Origin of the sequence: Bacillus sp. DX4.1 (assembly GCF_030348195.1) — a bacterium.
Classification (GTDB): Bacteria; Bacillota; Bacilli; order Bacillales; family Bacillaceae_G; genus Bacillus_A.
In genome coordinates, this window is record NZ_JAUCFT010000006.1 from 308,886 (window position 1) to 330,220 (window position 21,335).

The following is a 21,335-nucleotide window of genomic DNA, read 5'->3' on the forward strand; positions in this document are numbered from 1 at the left end:
CTTTTTAATGTTTAGCTTCTTCCATTCCAGCCTTCTTCTTCCCATATAGGGGTTCAACCGAGATACATGTAATTTCGGGTCATAGTCTGTATTTTATTTCCATTATCAGATTTCTGTGTAACAAAAAGGCATTTTATTAATAATGTTACAAATATCACCGATAAACAACGTTTGGTAAATAATGTGTTACTATGACCTAGTTTTACACGTATCTCGGCTGAACCCCGTTATAATTAAATCGTTCCCTTTTCGCCATTTATTAAACTAACGGGCAGGATATGTTAATCAATTCGCGAATACTTCAAATAATCATTAGCAAAGATTCTGCATGAACCATAAAAAATGGTATCCTTAAAAAAGTGAAGGGGCAGCATAGCCTTATGAAACTAGGACATATAATGATTTTCGTCAATGACATGACAAAGGCGAGATGGTTTTATTCTGAATTGCTGGGTTTGCAAACATTGTTAGAGCAAGAAAATAAGCTTGTATTTGCCCTTGACGGCTGTCAGCTTATAGCTTTTAAGTGTGAAAAGACCAAAGAAATTGGAGATTATTCAAACGAAGCTAGAACAGTTTTGGTGTTTGAGGTCGTATCTGTTGAGCAAACTTATAAGAAAATGAAGGAAAAGGGTATTCAATTTTTGCATGATAAACCTACTCAAGGGCGATATGCTGCTTTCGTTGATCCGTTTGGTAACGTGCATGAAATCGCTGAATCGTTCGAATGAGAGTCGTTAACTTTGTTTCAAACCTACAATAGTTCCCACAATATGTTGTTTCTGCATAACTTCGCTTCAAGAAAAATTCTTACCTTTTACAATACAGAAAATTCGAAAATCGTTTGAGTAAACCTGTATATCGAATTAATAGTATCTTTTTTATAAAGAGTTTAATAATATATTATGGTTTATATAAAATCCTTGGAAGTTTCATTATATCCTCTCCATTTATATGCCACTTATCGTCACCTTTATTATACATATCAACCCTTACCGATTCTTCCGTAGAAAATATTTCTGCTTCAAGTAATATTGAAGATGAATAATCATGTAGTTGCTTTATTAATTTTGGGTTAGATATTGATGGGTTTTCACTTAATATTCTTTTTTGCTCATCTTCAACTTTTGTTCTCAAACTTGATATCAATATTGGCTTTGATTTTATTTCCACTCCTGCAGTTTTACCTTCTCCGTCTATATATACAACATTCGTTTCAAATTTCACTTTTTTCCGTATTGCTTCTTTAAAATTTTTAAAATAGTTATCTACTGATTCTTCTGTAATACTAGATACGCCTTCATAATTATATAGGATTGCTTTTCTAACCTTTTCTGCCATCGTTTCATTAAATTGTTTTCCATCTTCACCTGTTAATTTACTCATTTTGTCTATGTCTTTATCATAGAAGCCCGCATTCATGTAAGCTGTTAGAGCTTCAGCTGGTCTATTTGCATTATCACTCTTTTTAGATACACTTCCTTGTTTTACTTTCGATGAATCTACATATGTATTACAAGCACTTAGCCCACCTATTGTAAGTGATACTATCAAACTCATACCTACTAACTTTTTGGAATATAGCATATTCTATCCCTATCCTTTTCTGTATAAATTATGAATTACAGTAATATCATACCATTATATCTCGGTGTTCTATAGCATATTTTATTTATATACAATTATTAAAATGTAAAAACCACTAAACATCACACCCTATTTTATTTCAAGGTGCGCCGTTATCTATAGTACTGGGATAAAGTTTAATTAAAATGACCCTACTAAATCCCTATGCAATACACAAAAAGAAACCATCTTGATTAATCTATTTTCAAAATGATTTCTTTTTGATTCTCACTAAATAAGGATTTGCAAAACATTTTTGATCAAACTTTATTTAAACCAACACTGAGTTCTCCAAATAACTAACTGTAGAGAAAGAAAATTTTCATTTTGGGGGTACTTCAAAATCTTAGCTTGATAGCGATGGGGTCCCGCCAATCAAATGTCGTAAAACCCACGCTAAGACATTTTTTTAATCAAAAAGAAAAAAACAGTGCAACTTTTTTATATTATCAAGACCTAAATTTAAAGAAACTTCTAAAAATAAAGGACGGTACATATTAGTCATGTACAATATACCGTCCCTTGAATTTTCTTTATTGTACTAACGTCCCTGTTACTTTAATCAGACTTCATAGCTTTTTCCAATATTTCAGTTACAAAATTAGTTTTACCTAAACTGTAATTCGTTCGATTTTTTGCGTTTTTTGCCAAATATTTTTTTTACTGTTCATATTTAATAATAGCCTCTGGATGGTCACGAAGATAATCACGAAATGCTAAATGCCTCGCTAATTCTTTACTGCCTTTGTTACATACGTATAAATGATGTTCCATCCAAATTGTACTTTTCCCATCCCATGGAACAAGTATATCCTTTCTTCCAAAGGCTTCTCGACCTTCAAAACTCCAATTTCTTTGATGGAAATAGCCTATCTTTTCAAGAGCTTTTATTACGTTAGGTAGAACGTTATAATCTTCTATCACTACATCTGTATCTAAAATTGGTTTAGCTCCAATTCCTTTGACAGAGGTACTTCCAACATGTTCAATAGACAAAATTAATTGCTCCATTGCAGTCTCAATAACGGCTCGTAATTTACAGAATTCACTTTCCCATTTAGGATTATAATTCTCAATCTTGATTATTTGTCTCACATTATCACCCTTTAAAAGTTATATAGAAAAAGACCTTTCATTACTGCCCCTCTAGTTGACGAGTATGGGCATGACGTTCTCTCATAAAATGGTTTATATTTTTTTATAAACTTCTGAGTAGACTACTTTTAACTGTTCTCGTAATTCCTCTTTTTCTTCTTCTAATTTCTTAATTTTACGTTTTAATGAAGCAATAATGACATCTTTGTTATTGTCATTCATCTCACGTTTCACCTGTTTCGGTGTCAGAACTTGTGATTGCTGCTTACGTAAAGACTCAATTCGTTTCCGTATTTCCATATTGTTGTAAAGAGTTGCTTTGCTAACGCCAGCTTTGCTTGCCACACTATTGAAATTGATGTTTTCATTGGCTCGTATGAGCCGTTGAATAGCCTCATCCACTTTCTGAAAGGTATTTCTCTTACGCATTTCATGAAGCTGCTTGACATGCGTTAAGCGGTCATATTTCTCCATTTTACACACCTGCCTTTTGTTTTGCCCGTTCTAGTCGCCCAAATATGATGTTACCTTGCTTTATTGTGTTTAAAATATCTTCGTATCTTTTTAAATTAGTGCGGTTCTTCTCGGCGGTGTCATGACGGCCTCGTTCTTCTAGTGCTTGTATCATCCTTGCTGTTGTCTTTAGGTGCAGTTCATACTTTTGCACGTCTAGTTGGGGTACGGAAACGATTCGTATACTGACCCGCCACATCTGTAAAAAATAGAATCCCTGTATTTTTCTTACTTTTTTGAAGCGAAAATACTCTAATTGAACTGTTTTTTATATGGTATCTATTTAAAATCTAAGACTCTTCGTCTCAATTGAGTACACTCTATTGGAATGGCGGACTATTTACTGATTTTCCTAAGGTGAAAGTGTCTCAAATGACTTGTACCAAAAGTGAAATTGGAAAATTTTTCAGATGTGGCGGGTTATTCCTTGAATCGTTTCCGTACCCCTTATAGCAATAAAACCAGCTTATGTAATATTGTATATTAAAATGTATCGATATATATGTAAGCGCTTACTGTAATAAGGGTATAAAGATTTACAACATCTTACTATACAAAATAAGAGGAGGAAATCATATGGCAATCGCAATGGCCGTTTTAAAATTTTTAGGTGGAATCATCCCATTCGTAGGAGAGCTTTTAAAAGCAGTAATATAAGTTCATTATCTTACTATACAAAATAGGAGGAGGAAATAATATGGCAATCGCAATGGCAGTTTTATCATTCTTAGGTGCAATAATCCCATTAGTAGGAGAACTTTTAAAAGCGGTAATGTAAGCTCATTATTCCGCAATTGCAATTATATGTAAAAAAATATCATACAAATGATCTGTATATCAAGAATGAATTGATGTGCAGATCATTTGTGTGAGCAAACTTTAAACAAGAAAAAGAATCCCAGAAATCATAAGGGATTCTTTTTCTTTATGTAATTACGGCATTAACATTTTTGCTACAGATAATGATGTCTTATGTAAACTTCATATGTATAGGTTATTCATAGTTTAAATAAGATGATTTTTTAATATATTTGTCGAATTATTTGTTGTTGCAACATATTAATTAAAGCGAGGTTTAGAAGTTATGATTCTTTTTATAAGAATTATAACTTTTAAAAATGTAAAAGAATCCATTATTTAACTTTATATGTTCTTTTCATTCTAGAAGAACTAAAAAATCCGATTTCTAAAGAATTCAGAAATCAGATTTTTATTGATAAGATTTATTCATAATTATTTGACTGGTAATAAAAGTAAGCCTATGATCTATTTTTACACGTATCTCGGCTGAACCCCGAAACTGTTCATGCTTTATATAAAAGAAACCGAAGTCTTGGCTCAGACTTCGGTTTTTCAACGTACAATGAATTACAGCAATTACTCACAATTGCATAAGATTCAGATATACTCAACTTCATCTTTTTATCTCTTAAGAAACTTTGCAACAGAACCGATAAATTATTAAATTTATATTCGCAGCTTCTTATATCATAGTAAATACATACTATGCATTTTATCTTTTAAAATCAACATAAAATAACTCCTAAAGTGACAAATTATAGGGGATGTACCTCTCAATGACCAAAAACGGTCGTTTCTGGTTCTTTTTCAACGTTTCAAAATTTGTATTGAAAATAGTAAGTTATAGAAGTATCATATACATATTCAAACATTTGAAGATGTATATGATGTTTTTGGGTTTTTAATTAAAAATAAGTACTAGAGGTGTTTTAATGGGAAATGAAATGCAACAATTTAAAGCTGATTTTTTTAAAGCCTTATCACATCCTCTGCGAATAGGTATTCTAGAACTATTGTCAGAGGGTGAAAGAAGTGTAAATGAAATTCAAACCATCCTTAACAAGGAAGGTTCAGCTGTTTCTCAACAATTAAGTGTACTACGTTCAAAAAACATTGTTGTTGGTACTAAAGATGGAAAACGAGTTTTATATTCTCTACGAGACCCTATGATTGTGGATTTACTGGTAGTTGCACGGAAAATTTTTAACAACCATTTAATCGACACGATTTCAATGTTAGAAGAACTAGATGAAACAGAACGTGAAACGATAGTTAAGGAGGGTTAAGTTGAGCATTGAAGTTAAGAAAGAAGATATCATTCAACATGGAATGGAAATATTTCGCTCAATAGGAGCTCATCACGTTTGTAATGTTTGTATTAAAAGTGGAAATTCTTGTTGTTTTTCATGCCAGCATTTACAGGATGGAGTTGGATGTCAAAAGAGAAATACAGCTTGTACAGCTTGGTTATGCAGAATTCAAAGTTTTTTATTTGATCAAATAGGGGTACTGGACGAATGTTTCGTAGAGATAGTACCCCAGATAACGTAAGAATTAAATCGTTTATAGATATGAAAAAGCTAGATAGTCGGTAAGATTTATTAAAAATAGAAAAGAAGGTTTTGTAATGAAAGGGTTATTTACGGGAAGATTTGAAGGATATTCATTGGGACATTTTCAAAAGGATCTTCTTTCAGGAATGATTGTTGGAGTTGTTGCGATTCCGCTTGCTATGTCTTTTGCTATAGCCTCTGGTGTTAAGCCAGAGTATGGGATTTATACAACATGTATTGCCGGGATACTTATTTCGCTATTTGGTGGTTCAAAGTACCAAATTGGAGGGCCTACAGGTGCTTTTGTTCCGATTCTTTTAGGGATTGTAATTACCTATGGATATGAAAATTTACTACTTGCTGGTTTATTAGCTGGAATTATCTTATGCCTTATGGGAATTTTTAAACTAGGATCTTTAATTAAATTTATTCCACGTCCTGTAACAATTGGCTTTACATCAGGTATTGCCGTCAGTATCTTTACGGGACAAATTGCTAGTTTTTTAGGTTTAACAGGTATAAAAAAGCATGAGGAATTTATAGCGAATCTGAAGGAAATTTTTACTCATATCGGCACTACCAATTCTTACAGTGTCATAATTGCTTTGATTTGCTTTTTTGTTATACTCATAACACCAAAAATTTTTCCAAAAGTACCAGGTTCATTAGTAGGTGTTGTTATTTCAACTTTAATTGCAACTGTATTTTTCTCAGGTCATGTGCCTACTATTGGTACAGCATATGGTACGATTCCAAATACACTTCCTCAGTTTGGTATACCAGAAATCACATTAGAGCGTATAAAACAGTTAATTGGCCCTGCATTTGTTATTGCAATGTTGGGTGGTATTGAATCTCTTTTATCCGCTGTCGTGGCAGATGGTATGACAAATAGTAAACACAACAGTAACAAAGAGCTTATTGGCCAAGGAATTGCCAATATTGTTGCACCGTTATTTGGAGGAATTCCGGCAACTGGAGCAATTGCCCGCACAGCAACCAATATTAAGAGTGGAGCTGTATCTCCGATGTCGGGTGTTATTCATGGGGGATTTGTGTTATTCACGCTTCTATTGTTAGCTCCATATGCTTCACATATTCCGCTTGCTAGCATGGCTCCTATTTTAATGGTAGTAGCTTGGAACATGAGTGAGCAAAAACATTTTGTTCACATACTTAAAATGAAGACAGGAGACTCTCTTGTATTACTGGTAACATTTTTGCTCACTGTATTTACTAGTTTGACAACAGCTGTGGAAATCGGTCTTATTTTAGCTATTATTTTATTTACAAAGCGTATGAGTAATATGCTTGTCATATCTAAAGTGCTTCCTGATCATACAAAAAAGAATGAAAAATTGCTACCACATGTGGTAAATAAAGCTCATGATTGCCCACAAATTAGTATTTACACAATAGAAGGTCCATTATTCTTTGGGGCTGCCCAAACATTTGAACAAAATATTTTAGCGACCATTCATTATAAACCCAGAGTTTTAATTTTACGTATGGGAAAAGTTCCTTTTATCGATACAACAGGAGAGTCTTACTTTAGGAATATTGTTCAGCATTTTAAAAAACAAGGTGGCGTACTTCTCATTTCAGGAATTCAATCAGAGCTAAAAGCAACTCTAGATAAGAATGGATTGTACGCTGAGATTGGGGAAGAAAACTTTTTTGACCATACCGGGGAAGCAATTAACTGTGCTTTAGAACATTTGAATACAAAAAAATGTATAGGGTGTAAGCATTTCGCTTTTCATGAATGTACCGGGCTTTCTCAGCAATCCCAGGAAGGGAATACAATAAATAATAAAGCAAACGCATTAGATTTTTAAAAAATTTACTCAACATACAAAGTTTGTTTGATTTCTAAGAAGAAATTCATTATAAATCATGAATATAAAGGAGAATGAACAATGTCTGAATTTAAAGATCAAGTATTAAATATTTTAGAAGAAGTATGTGAAAATGATATCGTAAAAAATAACCCAGATGTGCAATTATTTGAAGAAGGGATTCTAGATTCTTTTGGTACAGTATCCTTATTAGTAGAATTTCAAGAACGTTTAGACATTGAAGTCTCTATTTCTGATTTCGATCGTGATGAATGGGCGACACCAAACATGATTATTAAAAAATTGAAAGATATGCAATAAAATAGATGTTTGAGAAACAAATAAGAAAAACAATTACAACTTAGTAATTGTTTTTCTTACGAAGTTGTAAAAAGGAAATTGAAAATAATGCTTATATATTAGAATGAATGATAACGAGTGGAGGAAATTAAAATATGTCTAATTTACCAAATTGCCCAAAATGTAATTCAGAATACACTTACGAGGATGGGAATCTTTTTGTTTGTCCAGAATGTGCTCATGAGTGGACTTTAGAATCAGAAACTGAAAATAGTGAAGATACAAAGGTAATCAAAGATGCAAATGGAAATGTTTTAAACGATGGTGATTCTGTAACAGTAATTAAAGACCTCAAAGTAAAAGGAACTTCATCAGTCGTAAAAATAGGTACAAAAGTAAAAAGTATCCGTTTAGTTGATGGAGATCATGATATTGATTGCAAAATTGATGGTTTTGGAGCCATGAAATTAAAATCTGAATTTGTTAAAAAGGTATAAATGCGATTTTAATGCAACAGAGTTAATTTGATCTAATTGTTTAAAGCCAATGAATGTACAGCATTTTTAAGGGGGAAATTAAACAACTTTTAAAATAGAAAGACCTCATTCATGATAAGTATCCTTGAATGAGGTCTTTCTATTTTTTTGAAAAATGATGCTGTAAATATACTATGAAACATAAGAACCGAAATTCCTTAACGTGAGTTTTATGTCATTTTGTTGGCGGGATCCCTAATATCCATTCAGTTTGCGGGTGGTATCAGCTACGCTAGTACTATCCCTACATAAAAAGCTGTATTTAAAAGATCGTTAAAAATGACCTTTTAGATACAGCTTCTTGTTTTAGTTTTATAAGTGGCTCTAAAAAGAAGGAATCGTTGCCGTACCCCTATAAGAAATGCTACTTTGCCCCTAGTTGTAAGAACGCTGGTACTCCCCTATTGCCATCAAGCTAAGATTTAGAATTGTCCCCAAAACAAGATTTCTATCTCTCGACATTTAATGAATTATAGGAATTAAGCGCATGACAATATTGTCCCATCCTAAATAAGAAATGAACCCTCGAGTGTAAAGTTACAATAAGCGCGTTTAATTCTAATGTCTTAAACACACATAACCCCGCTCTAATTTTAGGACGGGGTTAAAATAAACTTATTTAATTTTTGGTGTAAGATACTTCACCTTATTAAAAATATAACAACACAGTCGTTTAAATATAATTTGGGTTCTCCCACAATCTTGCCCGATTGCTGAAGATCAATAATTTTTTCTGAGCTTCTCAAGTTAAGAGGCTAAATAGCGATTTATCGGTAATTGTCATGGATTGGTTGAAACAAATCTTCTTGAGTATTCCGAACAACAGAAAAATTGTCAACATTGTAATGACCATGAAGTATTTCATTGTGATGACTTATTATCTTTTCGGCAGATAGGATTGAAGAGTCTGTCGTCGAATGACCATCCCCAACTAAAGTAACATCAAAATGATTTACCGTTGCAGTTCTAACCGCAGTGTCAATACAGTGTTCTGTTTTACATCCCATGATAACAAGATGTTCAATCTCATTTTCCTTTAAAAAATCCATTAATGGTGTACCATAAAACGCATTTGTAGCTGCTTTATCAAATGTTTTTGCATTGGTTGGCACTTTTACTTTCGGGTGTATTTGAAACCCTGGACCTTTGCCGTCAGCAACATCTGTATCCCTCATAAAGACGATTAAAGCATGTGACTCTAATGCTTTATTAATAACCGAATTAACGTTATCTAATAATACTTCTTTATTAAACACATTTTTAGTTTCATTATTACCATCAACTAATTCTTGTTGGACATCAATAATAAGCAAAGCTTGGTTCAATAGAAAAACTCCTTTACACTATAATTTATATATATGTTCTCCAAATCTTTCTTCATTTTAATATTCATAATATCGCCCTCTTTATCTTTTGAACTTATTTCGTTATAAACCTAATAAGTAGTATGTGTTATATGTTAAGAGAGCAGACACTACTAGATATGGGTCTAGGTCTTTTGACAAGTTCTCCTTTACAATTAGGACAAACATAATTCATTGATTTTGTACATTCCTCACAAAATGTACATTCATGTGTACAAATAAAAGCCAAAGATTGCTCTTTAATCTTATTACTACATTTCTCACAACATTTCCTCATCTCATGTCCCATTTTTATTCCTCCTATAACAAAATTTTCATTATATACATTAAATTATAAATATAATATAATTTTGATTAAATACAAATTATTAGCTAGTTCACCCAAAAGACTTAAAAAATTTATTCATTATAAGTGTTTCACTTTAAATAAAAAGGAGCTGTTTAGAATGGACCATATTGACCGGAAAATTTTACATATTCTTCAAGAAGACGGGCGTATATCTATGACTGAACTAGGAAAAATGGTGAACTTATCAACTCCCGCTGTAAAAGAAAGAGTAAAAAAACTAGAGGATAAAAATATTATTGCATCTTATAGGGCAGTTATAAATCCAGAAAAATTAAATAAGAATGTAACAGCTTTTGTTTTGTTTGACTCGAAAAAATGTCAGCAATTCAGAATGTTTTGTGAAGAACATCCCATGGTCTTTGAATGCCACAGATTAGCTGGACAATATAGTTATTTGATAAAAATAGTAACAGAATCGGTACAACATTTAGAAGAATTTATAGATGCTTCGATGGAGTTTGGCTATCCATCGACTTTAATAAATTTATCATCACCAGTAAAATATAAATGTATTTTATAGAAAAGTGTTTCTTCGAAGCTATTTAATACACAATAAAAAATACGAATATCGAGTTATTTATTGAGCTTTTTCATTACCATCAAGTTAAGAAATTCGTAGTTACATAAAACGAAAAAAACAAGCTGAATTCTTATAAATCACTAGCCGTAGAGAAGTCATTTTTTCATTTTAGATGAGTATGATATATTTGAAAAAGCGCCGATATACTTGTGACCAAGTAAAAAAGCGCCCTGTAAACAGGGCGCTTCACTTTTACCTAATGACTAATATTAGTAGTTGGGTATAATGTTGTTCCTCCAATTGAAACCTTTATTTCATTTGTTAATGGAACATTTTGTTCATTAATAATTGTTCTCCACCATTCCCATGCAAGACCTGTACATTCTCTCGCTACGACTTTTACATTTTTTGAATTCGGTGGAAGTGGTATGACTGTAGAGAAATGAGCAGTTTTGTCTCTGCCGCTTCCTTCCCAGGTTTTATGTGTTAGTACTTCTTTTCCATTTTGATCATATGAGAATTCATCCCAAGATACATCAAATTGAGCAACATATGCACCAGAATGATCAAGCGTCATTTTAGCACTTGAATATTCTGTAGTTGTAGTCTCAATATAATCTGTATTGTTATGAACAGCAGCAGTTGCGTTATCTTTTACGAAAGTGCTTGTATATGAAATTGGGTATGCTGGATTTTTAGGACTTAATTCTGCATTATCTTTAACGATATTTCGTATTTCATTAAAATCTTTTGTAACAACCTTGTTATGCTCTTTTGCATCTCCGCCTAATACTACAGCGGTAAAAGTACTGTCTTCAAAAATATCTTTGTACTGTCCACTCGTTTCGACGCTGTTATTCTTAATTAAGGCTTTAAAGGCAGCTTGTACATCTTTGCTCTTAGATGTTGTTTCTAATTTCACATAAATTGTTCTGCCATAAGCTACATTTGACACCATAACAGGCGGAGCCGCATTACTTACCCCTTTACGAGTTAACTCACCAAAAGTAACACTATTATCAAAAAGATCTGATGGATTGTTAGGTAGTTCTGCACTTACGGTATAAAATATTTGCTTATATGCCGCAACCATCACTTTTTTCTCTCCATTTGCAATCGCATTAAAGTCAATGTTCAGCCCATTATCAAGATATTTAGCGTTAACATTAAGAGCACTTGCTATTTGAGATTTACTATAAACCATAGATTCTGTATACTGCATTCTTGCAGGTAACGTATGTGTTGTTGAATACTTTTCATTCCAAGTAGATACTAAATCATCTACTGCTCCAGACACATTACTATATGTTGGATTTTGGACAGTTATTGTATTTTCTTTTCTCATGCCAGGTAAGTCTATACTAATATTCAAAGGTTTTCTCTTAGCCACTAATAAACTAGGTTGATTATCTGCAAAAGCTTTATTTGCAAGTTGTACTGCTCCTGGATAAGTACGATTAGCCACAGAATCAATAATCGAAATATCGACTGGTGAAGTTGTAAGTGATTTTTTCTCACGTTCAACTACTACAAATTTACCATTTGAATTTATACTTTCTTTCGGAACAAAACTCTCTACTTTATCACCATTTACTGCTAAAATATCTCTACTATCATACTTTAAATTTGCTATGCCAGTATCAATGCCACTAGCATTTTTTGTTGCATCAGCTGAATTACCTGTTTGTGTTTCCGCGAAGGAAATAGATGAATAATTAATAGTGCATAAACTAACTAATAAACATGTTAGGAATTTTATTCCTTTAGTATTTTTCTTAATTTTCAAGAAAATCAACCCCTTCCTTTTTTTCGTATTAAGGTATGATAATTATTTATAAATAATTGCTAAATAGTGAACTTACATAAATGCTTTTAAAAGTTCTTGAACTAATGGAAGTACTCCACCTACAAATTTTAAAATTGTCATTGCGATTGTCATATTATTTCCTCCTCTTTTGTTGTTGCTAAGATGTGATTTATCTTTATGCTTTCATTATAGTAAGCGCTTACATTTTTATCAATACATTTTGATATGCAATATTACATATAACATAAGCTGGTTTTATTGCTATAATGGAAAAGGGAAATTCTACAGCATTTTTCGATATACCGAAAAGCTAATGAGCATGAAAGTTCCAGTAGGTAAAAAGGGAAAAGAATGTTTATCATTCTTTTCCCTCTTTGTATTTTCATGCACCTCACATATCTATCGTAAGAGAGTACTTGTATACGATTATTTACTACATTCCTTTTCTTGGTTCTGTTGCAAAGTTTCCGAAGACATAAAGAGATGGAGAATATTGCGGACCAGTTTTATGAAACTATTAATAATTCATGTAATGCGTTATACGTCGAAAAAACGAAGTTTGGTTGAAGACTTCGCTTTTGTTTGTATATGGCATGAACAGTTTCTATACCTTTAATAGTACGTGAGGCATGGCGAAGACTTTGAAAGCCTAAGGAACGGGAAAATCGACGTTTCACATGTCGATGATCTTGCTCGATGATATTATTGAGGTACTTTATTGTACGATGAAAGGTATTTTTGTAAAGACCTATCTCCTTTAATTTTTTGAATGCGGAAGCTAAAGAAGGAGCCTTATCTGTCGTCAGAACCGTTGGTTCTCCAAAAGTTCGAGCGAGTCTTTTCATAAAAGCATATGCTGCTTGTTTGTCTCGTTTTTGACGAAGTTGAATATCAAGTGTTTGTCCCTCTTTATCAATTGCTCGATATAAATAACACCACTTTCCTTTAATTTTGATATAGGTTTCATCCAAACGCCAAGATAACAATGTGTTTTTGTTTTTCTTCTTCCAAATTTGATAGATAAGATTTCCATATTCATGAACCCAGCGCATGATAGTTGTTGGATGAATAGAAATACCACGTTCTTTGAGAATTTCAGACACATCGCGATAGCTTAAAGAAAAACGACAATAGTAGCCAACGGCTACCAAGATAATATCTTTCTCGAACTGTTTTCCTTTAAAATATCCCATTTGTTACGCTCCTTGTTTGTTTTTTACAGAGTTTAGCTTACTTTAGAAAACTTTGCAACAGAACCCTAATGTTGATATCTGATGAATATTTTTGAAAAGGGAGTGATGTTATAAAGTCACGATAATGTAATTTTTATAAGAATTAAATGAAAGCAACATGAAATTTTAGAACCGACATGAAGTGGAGAGAATAATTATATGTATCCTAAGTTTTTTAACAAAATGGCTTTTTCAAAAGAACATAAAGATTTATTAATTCAATTGTATAATAAAGAAATTACACGAAGTGAATATAATCACTTATTAAACGCTTTATATGAGCCAACACCAAAAGCACCTGACTATAAGACTAAAGATAATATTTTGACTGTTTAACAATTTTAATAACTTTATTAAATGCTTCTGAATCTATTCATGTTATTAGGTTCAATTAGTTTATTTCAATTTACAAAAGAATAATAATACAAAAAATGCATCTGCATAGATACGCTTTTTGTGTATAGCCGAGAATAGGACTAATGGTAACTATCTTTAAATGAAGTAAATTCAGATTAGATAATGTTAATAGAAAACAAAGTAACACCATATAAATTAGTAGACAGTATACACTTTTGTTAATGTCTATCTTTTTCTAAGTAAAAAAAGTGGTATGTTCTCATTGATTTATCTATGGGTTCTGTTGCAAAGTTTTTTATACATAGGGGTGCCGCCGCATGCCCATCAACTTAAGATTTTAAAGTAGCCCCTAAACGAAAATTTTATTATTTTACAGTTATTTATGAGAATTCAACTCATTTTTTTCGGTTTGGGGAACAACCCACTTCTTAAGTCGACAGGCATGTATGGTGAAGTCTATTATATAAATTGGTCAAAAACTGACCTTCCTCAGTTTCTTTAATTCAATACATATGTTTTTTGTCATGGGAATATATGTTATAAATTTCACTTAATCTAAGAACATCATAACATTCTAAATAGTATGGAGCGTGTATTATAATGAAAAAGATTTTATTATCATTTATAACATTAGGAATGCTTATAGGATGTGAAAAATCTGATTCGTGTGATGAAGCAAGAGCTATCTACTCTGGAAATTGTAATTCTGCTAATACACTGACAAACGACAAAGCTGAATTACAATTAGATTCCAGATAGTTGCTTTAATACTTAATTTGTATTTTAACAGGTAACAATTTCATTTCATTTTAGAGGGATATTTCCGATCGCGATTTCCTTTAGAAACAGTCGAAGAGGTTTCACTTTTTTAGTTAGGCTTTGTTTCTCTATGTTTTCCAGAGATTTTCGCATCTGTTCCATTTGTTCTTTTCCTTCTATTATATCAAGCTCGATCCATTTGTAAGGATATAGCATCCCAAGAGAGAAACAATATATAATGTAGACTATTGGTTCGTGTTGTTTAATTTATTAATTAATACGATACGTGAAATTATTATATTAGTGATAAAAAAGCTCCCTGTATAGCAGAGCCTTGAATTTCTCTATTTAACTTGGTATTGTTGCAACTGTTTAACCAGGTACTCCGCACCTTCTGGGCTTACCGTAATCTTTCCATTTGCTAATGACATATTACGTTCTGAAATCTCACCTGTTACCACACAAGCCCCACCAGCTTGATACTTCTGTAAAACAATTTTTTCTCCCTCTATAAAGATCTCTCATGGTGATTGTTCTTTGATACCAAGAGTATCCCTCAATTCTTTTGGGATAACTACACGCCCTAATCCATCTACTTTTCGAGTCATTCCTGTTGATTTCATTTAGCTTCTTTCCCCCTTTTCATTATCTTTTGTACCCAATATAATTCTATTTTATTGTAACAAGCTTTCACCAAAAATTAACAACATCACGATCCAGAAACTTACTATCAGCATTACTACCTGTTTACACCTTTGTTGAAATGAAAGATGTACTTCTTCCATTTGTATCCCCCTTCTCTAATCTAATTTAGGCTATTCCCAAGCCCCAACCTCTCCCATTAAGTATTGGTTTGGAATAAAGTTTGATTAAAATGAAGTTACAAACCTTTATTTAACAGCAACTACAAAAGCTCTATTTTGAAAAAAGATTGATTAAAATGGAGTTACTCTTTTTAGCTATATATGAGATTTTTATAAAAAAGTTTGATTAATTTAATGTTCTTTATTCCACTAACGCACCATCTCAAATTGCCATTTTTCCCACAATTTATTATTCAAGAATATGTCCCGATACATAAAGAACGAGCACAATTCTTGCTACAGAATTGCACCCGAGTGCGGAAGTTACTTTTTTTAGGAGGAATTGTTTAACCCCTTAAGCTCATCGAAATCTGCCAGTCTACAAACCCAAATTCTTAATATAATTTCCAATCACACCTCATGAACCGACCTAGGATCTCCAATCAGCTAGTTTTCTTTACCTACTTGGTGAAAGCTACTCTCCAGCTGTAATTTTTCAGTATGAACGAACATATTCGCTGCTGGCATTTGTACTTGATTCTCATGGAATATAGACATTAGTTCAAATCTTACTTGTCTGGAAGTTTCAAAATACTCCTCAGGTTTAACCAAACCTACAATACAAAATTCGTACCCAACATATTTAAGATTTGGATTTAAGTCTGTAACACCAATATAGTGAAATGATTCAACAGCCTCGTCCTCTATCCTATATAGGCCTTGATCCAATTTTTCATTGCAGATAACACATACTTCTTCTAACAATTCCTTTATTCTTGTAGGATCTTCCTGATAACTTACCGTAATCCGTTCAATAACCCGCATCCAGCCTTTATTAAAATTTTGTATCGTTCTAATCTCTCCATGTGGGATGGTAAGGAGTTTTCCCGACCATTCACGAATTTGCATAAAGCGAATACTGATTTCCTCAATGGTACCTGAACTTGTTCCGTTAAAAGTAACAAAATCACCGACACGAAACTCTTTGTCCGTTAATCTTGCGAACCCTAATATAACATCTTTTAGCATCTGTTGTGCAGCAAAACCGACGACAACTCCGGCAATCCCTGCACCTGCAAGAATACCTTTTATATCTACAAATTGACTAATTAGATAAAAAACAAGACTGATTAAAATTCCATACCTAAAAATTGATCGAATTACACTTTGAATCGTCTGTTCTACTTCTTCATCAAAAAAGCTTGACTTCCTAAAAAACCAATCAATAATACGGTTTATGACAAAGGAAAAAGTCATGAGGACCAAAGCAAATAGTGTAAATCTTAAAAGTAAAAACTCCCTTACATAATTAAAAAATTCCTCAGTAAAAGTTAATAAATTCATCCATCCACTTCCTTAACTATGTATTATGATTTTTATTCCCAGTTCATCTTCAGCAATATGACCCTTTAACGAAACAATTTATTGTCACTCAACAGTTCCTTAATCGATCTTTTGATTCCAGATGTTCTTTTCCTTTTTACTATAAATATACCCCTTTAGATTATCTAAAGGGGTATAACGGTGCAATTTTTTTATAAATGGTATAACTTTATTCAAAACGGTACGACTTTATTTCAAATCCACATTAAGTACTTTAAAGCCTTCAGATATGTTAAAATAAATGACGAAGGAAATGTACGAGATTTCCTTCGCTCTACGGTCATTCAGTACATAGCCCTTTGTTTGCTTTTTGCAAATGAAGGGTTTTTATTTTGCTTGTTTATTTTGACTATCTATAACAGCAAGACGAATCAGCTTCAGCTTTATATCCTTGCTAAGAGAAAGCCATTCAGATGTACCAATTTTCATTTTTAATACCCTCATTTATTCGAATTATTTTTTTGTATAACTTGGGGTTTGTGTAGTAATGGAACAGAAACGGCAATAATACTCCAATCCCCTTATATATTTTATTTTTCTTCTATTTTTATCAATGGACGTAAAGCTCCATTTTCAACTTCTTCTGGTAAGTGAAATGAATATCTTTCCTCCAACTGTTATATCTTCATTTTTAAGTATGATTTTTAATGGATAGATTTCTAGGTTCATTCTCTTCCCCTCCTGAATAAAATTTAAAATCCCGTCCATACTGTAGAGATGCCGGTAACCAACTTGTAGCATTCTTTCAGCATTTTTATAAGCAACCCATTGAATGTCTCCTTCAAGACCGAGCAGTTAGCTTTTGCTAGCTGCTCTTTGTGTTAATTCGAAGTCTCTGAAGAAAATATCCTCTGATATAGGTCTTACAACACCATCTAAACATTTAACCCAGCAATACCAATCGTTAGCATTAATTTCTAATAATTGAACGACCGTTCCATCTTCTTTATGTTAGTATGATTCAGGCGGATCTACTATCATCGAAACACCTCATTCTCTGCAAAATGAAATTTTTATTCAGCTTTTAATTTCGCTCTCCCCACAACTTCTATTTAACACTCTATCCGAAAGAATTCTCCTTCCTCAAGCGTGTGCAGGGCGATAGCCCAACGCTAGGTGGGAGATGACTTTCGGTTTGGCACAACCAAAAGATTTTTGATAAACTAGACACATGAAGTTCTTTGATAACTTGATATATAAGGTTGCAGGAAGAAAACACAGTGCGAAAACCAGGCCGTTCGGTTCCTGCGTAAAATATCAACCGTAAAAAAGAACGTCCAAGCGTTGGACATCTAGGGGTGGAATAACCCGAAGTAACGCTCAGGGAGACGAAAGGTTGCTTTCGTCGTGGAACTGAGAAGCTCCCACTTCAAAATTCATTAGAATTTAAGTGGGGGTAGTTCACGACATACTAACGAACTTTACAGATTTAATTGAAGTAACTGTTCCTTCTCTGCCGTTAGGCGCAAATATCTTTCCTCCAACTGTGATATCTTGGTTTGTTAACAGTATTCTGAATGGATAAATCTCTGATTTCATTCAAATACCTCCTTCCTACTAAAATAGCGTTTTTGTTCAGTTTTACTTCTCCCAAAGATAGTCGTACCATTCAACCATCGTATCGATTTCTTTTTCACTTAGATTAGCCAAATTGGGAAGAGAAACGCTGTCTTCTACACTTTCAAACTCTTTCCAACTTTCCTTAATGAACTTTTCTTTTTTATCCCTCGTCACTTTTTTCACCCTCCCACCGTTGCGATAGGTAAGACTTTGAAGTTATCTCCATCTTTTCCCCCGCTTAACACTGTACGTGCGACTTTCACCGCATACAGCGCCCCATCTTATCCTTTTATACTAAAGCAACTAGATTACAAACTTTACGGAGTTTGTTTATTTTCTTCAATTGTTTATCATTCAATTGAAGTATTCTCATATATTTTCTAATCGTCTCTTCATTTGTAGCGTGTATCAGTCTGTGGACAAATTCATGTACAATAATTAGGTTATTGAACTCGTCAGTTCCTCCTATATCTTTCGGTAGTTTGTGATGGCAATGCGCATCATCAGCTAGTAAAAAGATTCCTGTGACAGCACATTTACCATTTTGCATGGAATATCTCGATATTCTGTTATCTGTGTACTCCATGTTTTTCCCTTTACTGGAGGATAGCAACATTTTTTGTATTTCATTAGCAATGTTACCTTTTAAGCTTTTGATAAGTTTTTGTCTTCCTTTTTCAGTATAATTACATATGTCTTGACTGAAATTTTGAGGGAATCGTGTTTGTATGTCCGCTAGTGGATATACATGATTACCTGCTACTTCAAAGGTTCTAAAATTGTTCCTGTGCAATTTTTTGTATAATATATTAGCATTGGTAGGAATTTTATATTTTCCTATTGATTTTAGACGATTAAACAAGGTTTTCGAGAGACGAAAGGCTATTTCAGCAAAGTCTATATTCACATGTGTCGCGATTCTGTAATAATTTTTGATACCAAGCACATAGGAGTTATAACCCTGTACTGTTTTTGCTGTTGGGTTCTTCTGAATTGCTTTAATCCTTGTTTTTGCTTTTTCAAGGATATCCTTTTTCTTTTTCTCGCTTATATGTGTGTTTGCCACATGTCTTTTTAGCTTTTTTACAGATTTGATAGAGAATCCTAGAAAATCCGAAGATTTTCTTTTTAGGTTAGTTATAGTTGATTTTTCATTAGATATATTAAGGTTTAATTGATTTTTAAGATATCCTTCCACTGCATGGAATATTTTAGTTGCAGATTGATGGTTGTTGGTAAATATTTTAAAATCATCTGCATACCTAACTATATACATTTTCTTCAATTTTGCTTTTGACAACAATTGATTTTTGGTTTCTATTGTATATGGTTTCTTTGTTTTAATATTCTCCCACTGACTAGATATCCACCAATCCAAATCGTTTAGTACAACATTACTAAGTAATGGACTTAGAATTCCTCCTTGCGGAGTTCCTTTTGTAGGAATACCTTCTCCTTTGATTGGTGCTTTTAACATTTTTGAGATAATTGTCAGTACTCTTTTATCAGTTATACCTATGTTGTATAATTGTTTTAATAATTTAGAATGGTTTACGTTGTCAAAGAAACCTTGTATATCAATATCTACTACGTGACTAAATCTCCCTCTGTTTATCAAGAATTGACACCTAGCCATTGCATGGTGTGTTGACCTGTTAGGTCTGAATCCATATGAATGCTTGTAGAATTTTGCTTCGCATATTGGTTCTAGAACCTGTTTGAACATTTGTTGAATCAATCTATCTCTCATTGTAGGGATTCCTAATGGGCGTTTTTTCCCATTTGGTTTAGGTATTTCTACCCTACGTACCGTATTTGGTTTGTAATCTATGAGAGCTTTTCTTATGTTATCAACGAGAGAATCTACATCTTCCATTTTATAATGGTCGATTGTGATACCATCTGTTCCTTCAGTTTTAGAGCCAGTGTTAGCCTTTATGTTTCTATATGCCAGTAGAATATTTTCTTTTGATATGATGTGTTTATATAAATTTATACCTTTAGTAGCATTGTTTTTGCTACGTTGATATAAATCATCGAACACTTTTTGCATATCGTAATATTCTGCATGTCGTAATGTTGTACTCACCGATGTATTAATTCCCCTTTCTTACGAAAAGTCCCATCATCTTACTCGATCCTGTGAGTTACATCTAGTTGATTCAGTTTTCAAAGAACAAGACTAGGGACTATCCCTCCACATTTGTTACATGCTTCGTCGGTACTGTGTCCCCACCTTCACAAGAATAGAGCAATTTCGGTTCGTTAGAACCTTATATGCACCTGTCTGCTAGTAGGCGTTGGTGACAGTTTCTCGCTTACCACGTTCCGATTGACTTAGCTATACATATATCCTTAGGTACTTGCTGTAAGCCTGTTATCTTTACATTCTCATCGTTAGATGTTCCGAATTTCATATTATTTACTCTTACTTTTCGGTAGATAACGTCGTCATTGACGACATACACATTTCTAATGTATTAAGCGTTTAGACCAGTACATTCGCAAGTTCGCCAGTCCGTTGTTTTGGACATTCTCACCATAGATATTTTGTAGCATCCCGACCTATCCATTATCATATGATTTCTCACTTAGGTTTTGTTCAGCCGACTTCACCTAGCTTCATACAATTTGTGACTACTATCACGCCTTGCATGTAGGAGTATTAGATAAGTAGTTTCAGCTCAACCTGACGGCTTTCATTCCTACTTTCAGTCAAACAGTTGTTGTCATCAAATTGATAACCCTCCTATTTCGTGTTTGCACACTTATAAGGAAACGTGTCGCGCAAATAACGCTTTTGTTTAGTTTTTAACATTTTTATAAATTGATTACTTTATTTACTTCTTTCCCCATTTCATCTATGTGCTAATCATTTTATCTCTTGTATAATAAAAATAACTAAGATAGAAGGGGCTGAATTATGCGCAGATATCAAT

Annotated in this window: 18 protein-coding genes and 4 pseudogenes; 10 read left to right on the forward strand and 12 right to left on the reverse strand. The window is 32.9% G+C overall.

Features of this window, described 5'->3' with window-relative positions; translation table 11 throughout:
• Positions 1-380: 380 nt before the first annotated feature.
• Positions 381-731 (forward strand): VOC family protein, encoded by a 351-nt coding sequence (locus QUF99_RS01680; protein WP_289368316.1) that lies wholly within the window; start codon positions 381-383, stop codon positions 729-731.
• Between the two features lie 172 nt (positions 732-903).
• Here QUF99_RS01680 and QUF99_RS01685 read toward each other — a convergent pair whose 3' ends face one another.
• From QUF99_RS01685 to QUF99_RS01695, 3 genes and pseudogenes are all read right to left on the reverse strand, one after another.
• Positions 904-1,560: a DUF5105 domain-containing protein gene (locus QUF99_RS01685; RefSeq protein WP_289368317.1), complete on the reverse strand. Its 657-nt coding sequence runs from the start codon at positions 1,558-1,560 to the stop codon at positions 904-906.
• 624 nt (positions 1,561-2,184) lie between these two features.
• A pseudogene (locus tag QUF99_RS01690) lies at positions 2,185-2,721 on the reverse strand (GrpB family protein).
• A gap of 93 nt (positions 2,722-2,814) precedes the next feature.
• Complete coding sequence (locus QUF99_RS01695; RefSeq protein WP_289368318.1) at positions 2,815-3,195, reverse strand: DUF6262 family protein; 381 nt, start codon at positions 3,193-3,195, stop codon at positions 2,815-2,817.
• Between the two features lie 1,335 nt (positions 3,196-4,530).
• Between QUF99_RS01695 and QUF99_RS01700 the strand changes: the two are divergent.
• The 6 genes and pseudogenes from QUF99_RS01700 to QUF99_RS01725 all read left to right on the forward strand — a co-directional run.
• A pseudogene (locus QUF99_RS01700) lies at positions 4,531-4,629 on the forward strand (IS6 family transposase); the annotation flags it as partial.
• Positions 4,630-4,967: 338 nt separating this feature from the next.
• Positions 4,968-5,321 (forward strand): ArsR/SmtB family transcription factor, encoded by a 354-nt coding sequence (locus tag QUF99_RS01705; RefSeq protein ID WP_002035151.1) that lies wholly within the window; start codon positions 4,968-4,970, stop codon positions 5,319-5,321.
• Between the two features lies 1 nt (position 5,322).
• Positions 5,323-5,627, forward strand: a pseudogene (locus tag QUF99_RS01710) (DNA mismatch repair protein); the annotation flags it as partial.
• Positions 5,628-5,662: 35 nt separating this feature from the next.
• Positions 5,663-7,426, forward strand: a complete 1,764-nt coding sequence (locus tag QUF99_RS01715; protein ID WP_289368319.1) for a SulP family inorganic anion transporter — start codon at positions 5,663-5,665, stop codon at positions 7,424-7,426.
• A gap of 81 nt (positions 7,427-7,507) precedes the next feature.
• Positions 7,508-7,747, forward strand: a complete 240-nt coding sequence (dltC, locus tag QUF99_RS01720) for a D-alanine--poly(phosphoribitol) ligase subunit DltC (protein ID WP_289368320.1) — start codon at positions 7,508-7,510, stop codon at positions 7,745-7,747.
• A gap of 134 nt (positions 7,748-7,881) precedes the next feature.
• Positions 7,882-8,223, forward strand: a complete 342-nt coding sequence (locus tag QUF99_RS01725) for a zinc ribbon domain-containing protein YjdM (RefSeq protein ID WP_286125661.1) — start codon at positions 7,882-7,884, stop codon at positions 8,221-8,223.
• 806 nt (positions 8,224-9,029) lie between these two features.
• On the opposite strand, the gene QUF99_RS01730 is transcribed toward QUF99_RS01725, so the two are convergent.
• Both QUF99_RS01730 and QUF99_RS01735 read right to left on the reverse strand, forming a co-directional pair.
• Positions 9,030-9,587 carry an isochorismatase family protein gene (locus QUF99_RS01730; protein ID WP_289368322.1) on the reverse strand — a complete coding sequence of 186 codons (558 nt, stop codon included), beginning with the start codon at positions 9,585-9,587 and terminating at the stop codon, positions 9,030-9,032.
• Between the two features lie 127 nt (positions 9,588-9,714).
• A complete protein-coding gene (locus QUF99_RS01735) occupies positions 9,715-9,915 on the reverse strand; it encodes a DUF1272 domain-containing protein (protein WP_289368324.1) in 201 nt (66 codons plus the stop codon).
• A gap of 157 nt (positions 9,916-10,072) precedes the next feature.
• Here QUF99_RS01735 and QUF99_RS01740 point away from each other — a divergent pair, with 157 nt between their 5' ends.
• Positions 10,073-10,495: an Lrp/AsnC family transcriptional regulator gene (locus QUF99_RS01740; protein WP_289368326.1), complete on the forward strand. Its 423-nt coding sequence runs from the start codon at positions 10,073-10,075 to the stop codon at positions 10,493-10,495.
• Positions 10,496-10,751: 256 nt separating this feature from the next.
• Here QUF99_RS01740 and QUF99_RS01745 read toward each other — a convergent pair whose 3' ends face one another.
• On the reverse strand, positions 10,752-12,290 hold the full coding sequence (locus QUF99_RS01745) for a thiol-activated cytolysin family protein (protein WP_289368327.1): 1,539 nt from the start codon (positions 12,288-12,290) through the stop codon (positions 10,752-10,754).
• 518 nt (positions 12,291-12,808) lie between these two features.
• Positions 12,809-13,495: an IS6 family transposase gene (locus QUF99_RS01750; RefSeq protein WP_098929416.1), complete on the reverse strand. Its 687-nt coding sequence runs from the start codon at positions 13,493-13,495 to the stop codon at positions 12,809-12,811.
• Positions 13,496-13,693: 198 nt separating this feature from the next.
• Here QUF99_RS01750 and QUF99_RS01755 point away from each other — a divergent pair, with 198 nt between their 5' ends.
• Positions 13,694-13,870, forward strand: coding sequence for a hypothetical protein (locus tag QUF99_RS01755; RefSeq protein ID WP_289368328.1), 177 nt, complete (start codon positions 13,694-13,696; stop codon positions 13,868-13,870).
• 621 nt (positions 13,871-14,491) lie between these two features.
• Positions 14,492-14,650, forward strand: coding sequence for a hypothetical protein (locus QUF99_RS01760; RefSeq protein ID WP_002191590.1), 159 nt, complete (start codon positions 14,492-14,494; stop codon positions 14,648-14,650).
• A 344-nt stretch (positions 14,651-14,994) separates the two neighbouring features.
• Here the strand turns inward: QUF99_RS01760 and QUF99_RS01765 are convergent.
• The 5 genes and pseudogenes from QUF99_RS01765 to ltrA form a co-directional block, all read right to left on the reverse strand.
• Positions 14,995-15,273 (reverse strand): annotated as a pseudogene (locus QUF99_RS01765) (AbrB/MazE/SpoVT family DNA-binding domain-containing protein).
• A gap of 627 nt (positions 15,274-15,900) precedes the next feature.
• The gene (locus tag QUF99_RS01770; protein WP_289368330.1) at positions 15,901-16,797 is read right to left on the reverse strand and encodes a mechanosensitive ion channel family protein; all 897 of its coding nucleotides are present in this window, start codon (positions 16,795-16,797) and stop codon (positions 15,901-15,903) included.
• 1,440 nt (positions 16,798-18,237) lie between these two features.
• A complete protein-coding gene (locus tag QUF99_RS01775) occupies positions 18,238-18,375 on the reverse strand; it encodes a hypothetical protein (protein WP_289368331.1) in 138 nt (45 codons plus the stop codon).
• 42 nt (positions 18,376-18,417) lie between these two features.
• Positions 18,418-18,570: a hypothetical protein gene (locus tag QUF99_RS01780; RefSeq protein ID WP_289368332.1), complete on the reverse strand. Its 153-nt coding sequence runs from the start codon at positions 18,568-18,570 to the stop codon at positions 18,418-18,420.
• A gap of 115 nt (positions 18,571-18,685) precedes the next feature.
• Positions 18,686-20,485, reverse strand: a complete 1,800-nt coding sequence (gene ltrA / locus QUF99_RS01785; RefSeq protein ID WP_289368333.1) for a group II intron reverse transcriptase/maturase — start codon at positions 20,483-20,485, stop codon at positions 18,686-18,688.
• Between the last annotated feature and the right edge of the window lie 850 nt (positions 20,486-21,335).

Excerpts from the sequence above, each read along its gene's own strand:
- QUF99_RS01725 (WP_286125661.1), top strand. The coding sequence starts at position 7,882 with ATGTCTAATTTACCAAATTGCCCAAAATGTAATTCAGAATACACTTAC.
- QUF99_RS01705 (WP_002035151.1), top strand. The coding sequence starts at position 4,968 with ATGGGAAATGAAATGCAACAATTTAAAGCTGATTTTTTTAAAGCCTTA.
- dltC (WP_289368320.1), top strand. The coding sequence starts at position 7,508 with ATGTCTGAATTTAAAGATCAAGTATTAAATATTTTAGAAGAAGTATGT.
- QUF99_RS01775 (WP_289368331.1), bottom strand. The coding sequence starts at position 18,375 with ATGAAATCAGAGATTTATCCATTCAGAATACTGTTAACAAACCAAGAT.
- QUF99_RS01770 (WP_289368330.1), bottom strand. The coding sequence starts at position 16,797 with ATGAATTTATTAACTTTTACTGAGGAATTTTTTAATTATGTAAGGGAG.
- QUF99_RS01760 (WP_002191590.1), top strand. The coding sequence starts at position 14,492 with ATGAAAAAGATTTTATTATCATTTATAACATTAGGAATGCTTATAGGA.
- QUF99_RS01740 (WP_289368326.1), top strand. The coding sequence starts at position 10,073 with ATGGACCATATTGACCGGAAAATTTTACATATTCTTCAAGAAGACGGG.
- QUF99_RS01755 (WP_289368328.1), top strand. The coding sequence starts at position 13,694 with ATGTATCCTAAGTTTTTTAACAAAATGGCTTTTTCAAAAGAACATAAA.
- QUF99_RS01735 (WP_289368324.1), bottom strand. The coding sequence starts at position 9,915 with ATGGGACATGAGATGAGGAAATGTTGTGAGAAATGTAGTAATAAGATT.
- QUF99_RS01695 (WP_289368318.1), bottom strand. The coding sequence starts at position 3,195 with ATGGAGAAATATGACCGCTTAACGCATGTCAAGCAGCTTCATGAAATG.
- QUF99_RS01750 (WP_098929416.1), bottom strand. The coding sequence starts at position 13,495 with ATGGGATATTTTAAAGGAAAACAGTTCGAGAAAGATATTATCTTGGTA.
- QUF99_RS01715 (WP_289368319.1), top strand. The coding sequence starts at position 5,663 with ATGAAAGGGTTATTTACGGGAAGATTTGAAGGATATTCATTGGGACAT.
- QUF99_RS01680 (WP_289368316.1), top strand. The coding sequence starts at position 381 with ATGAAACTAGGACATATAATGATTTTCGTCAATGACATGACAAAGGCG.
- QUF99_RS01685 (WP_289368317.1), bottom strand. The coding sequence starts at position 1,560 with ATGAGTTTGATAGTATCACTTACAATAGGTGGGCTAAGTGCTTGTAAT.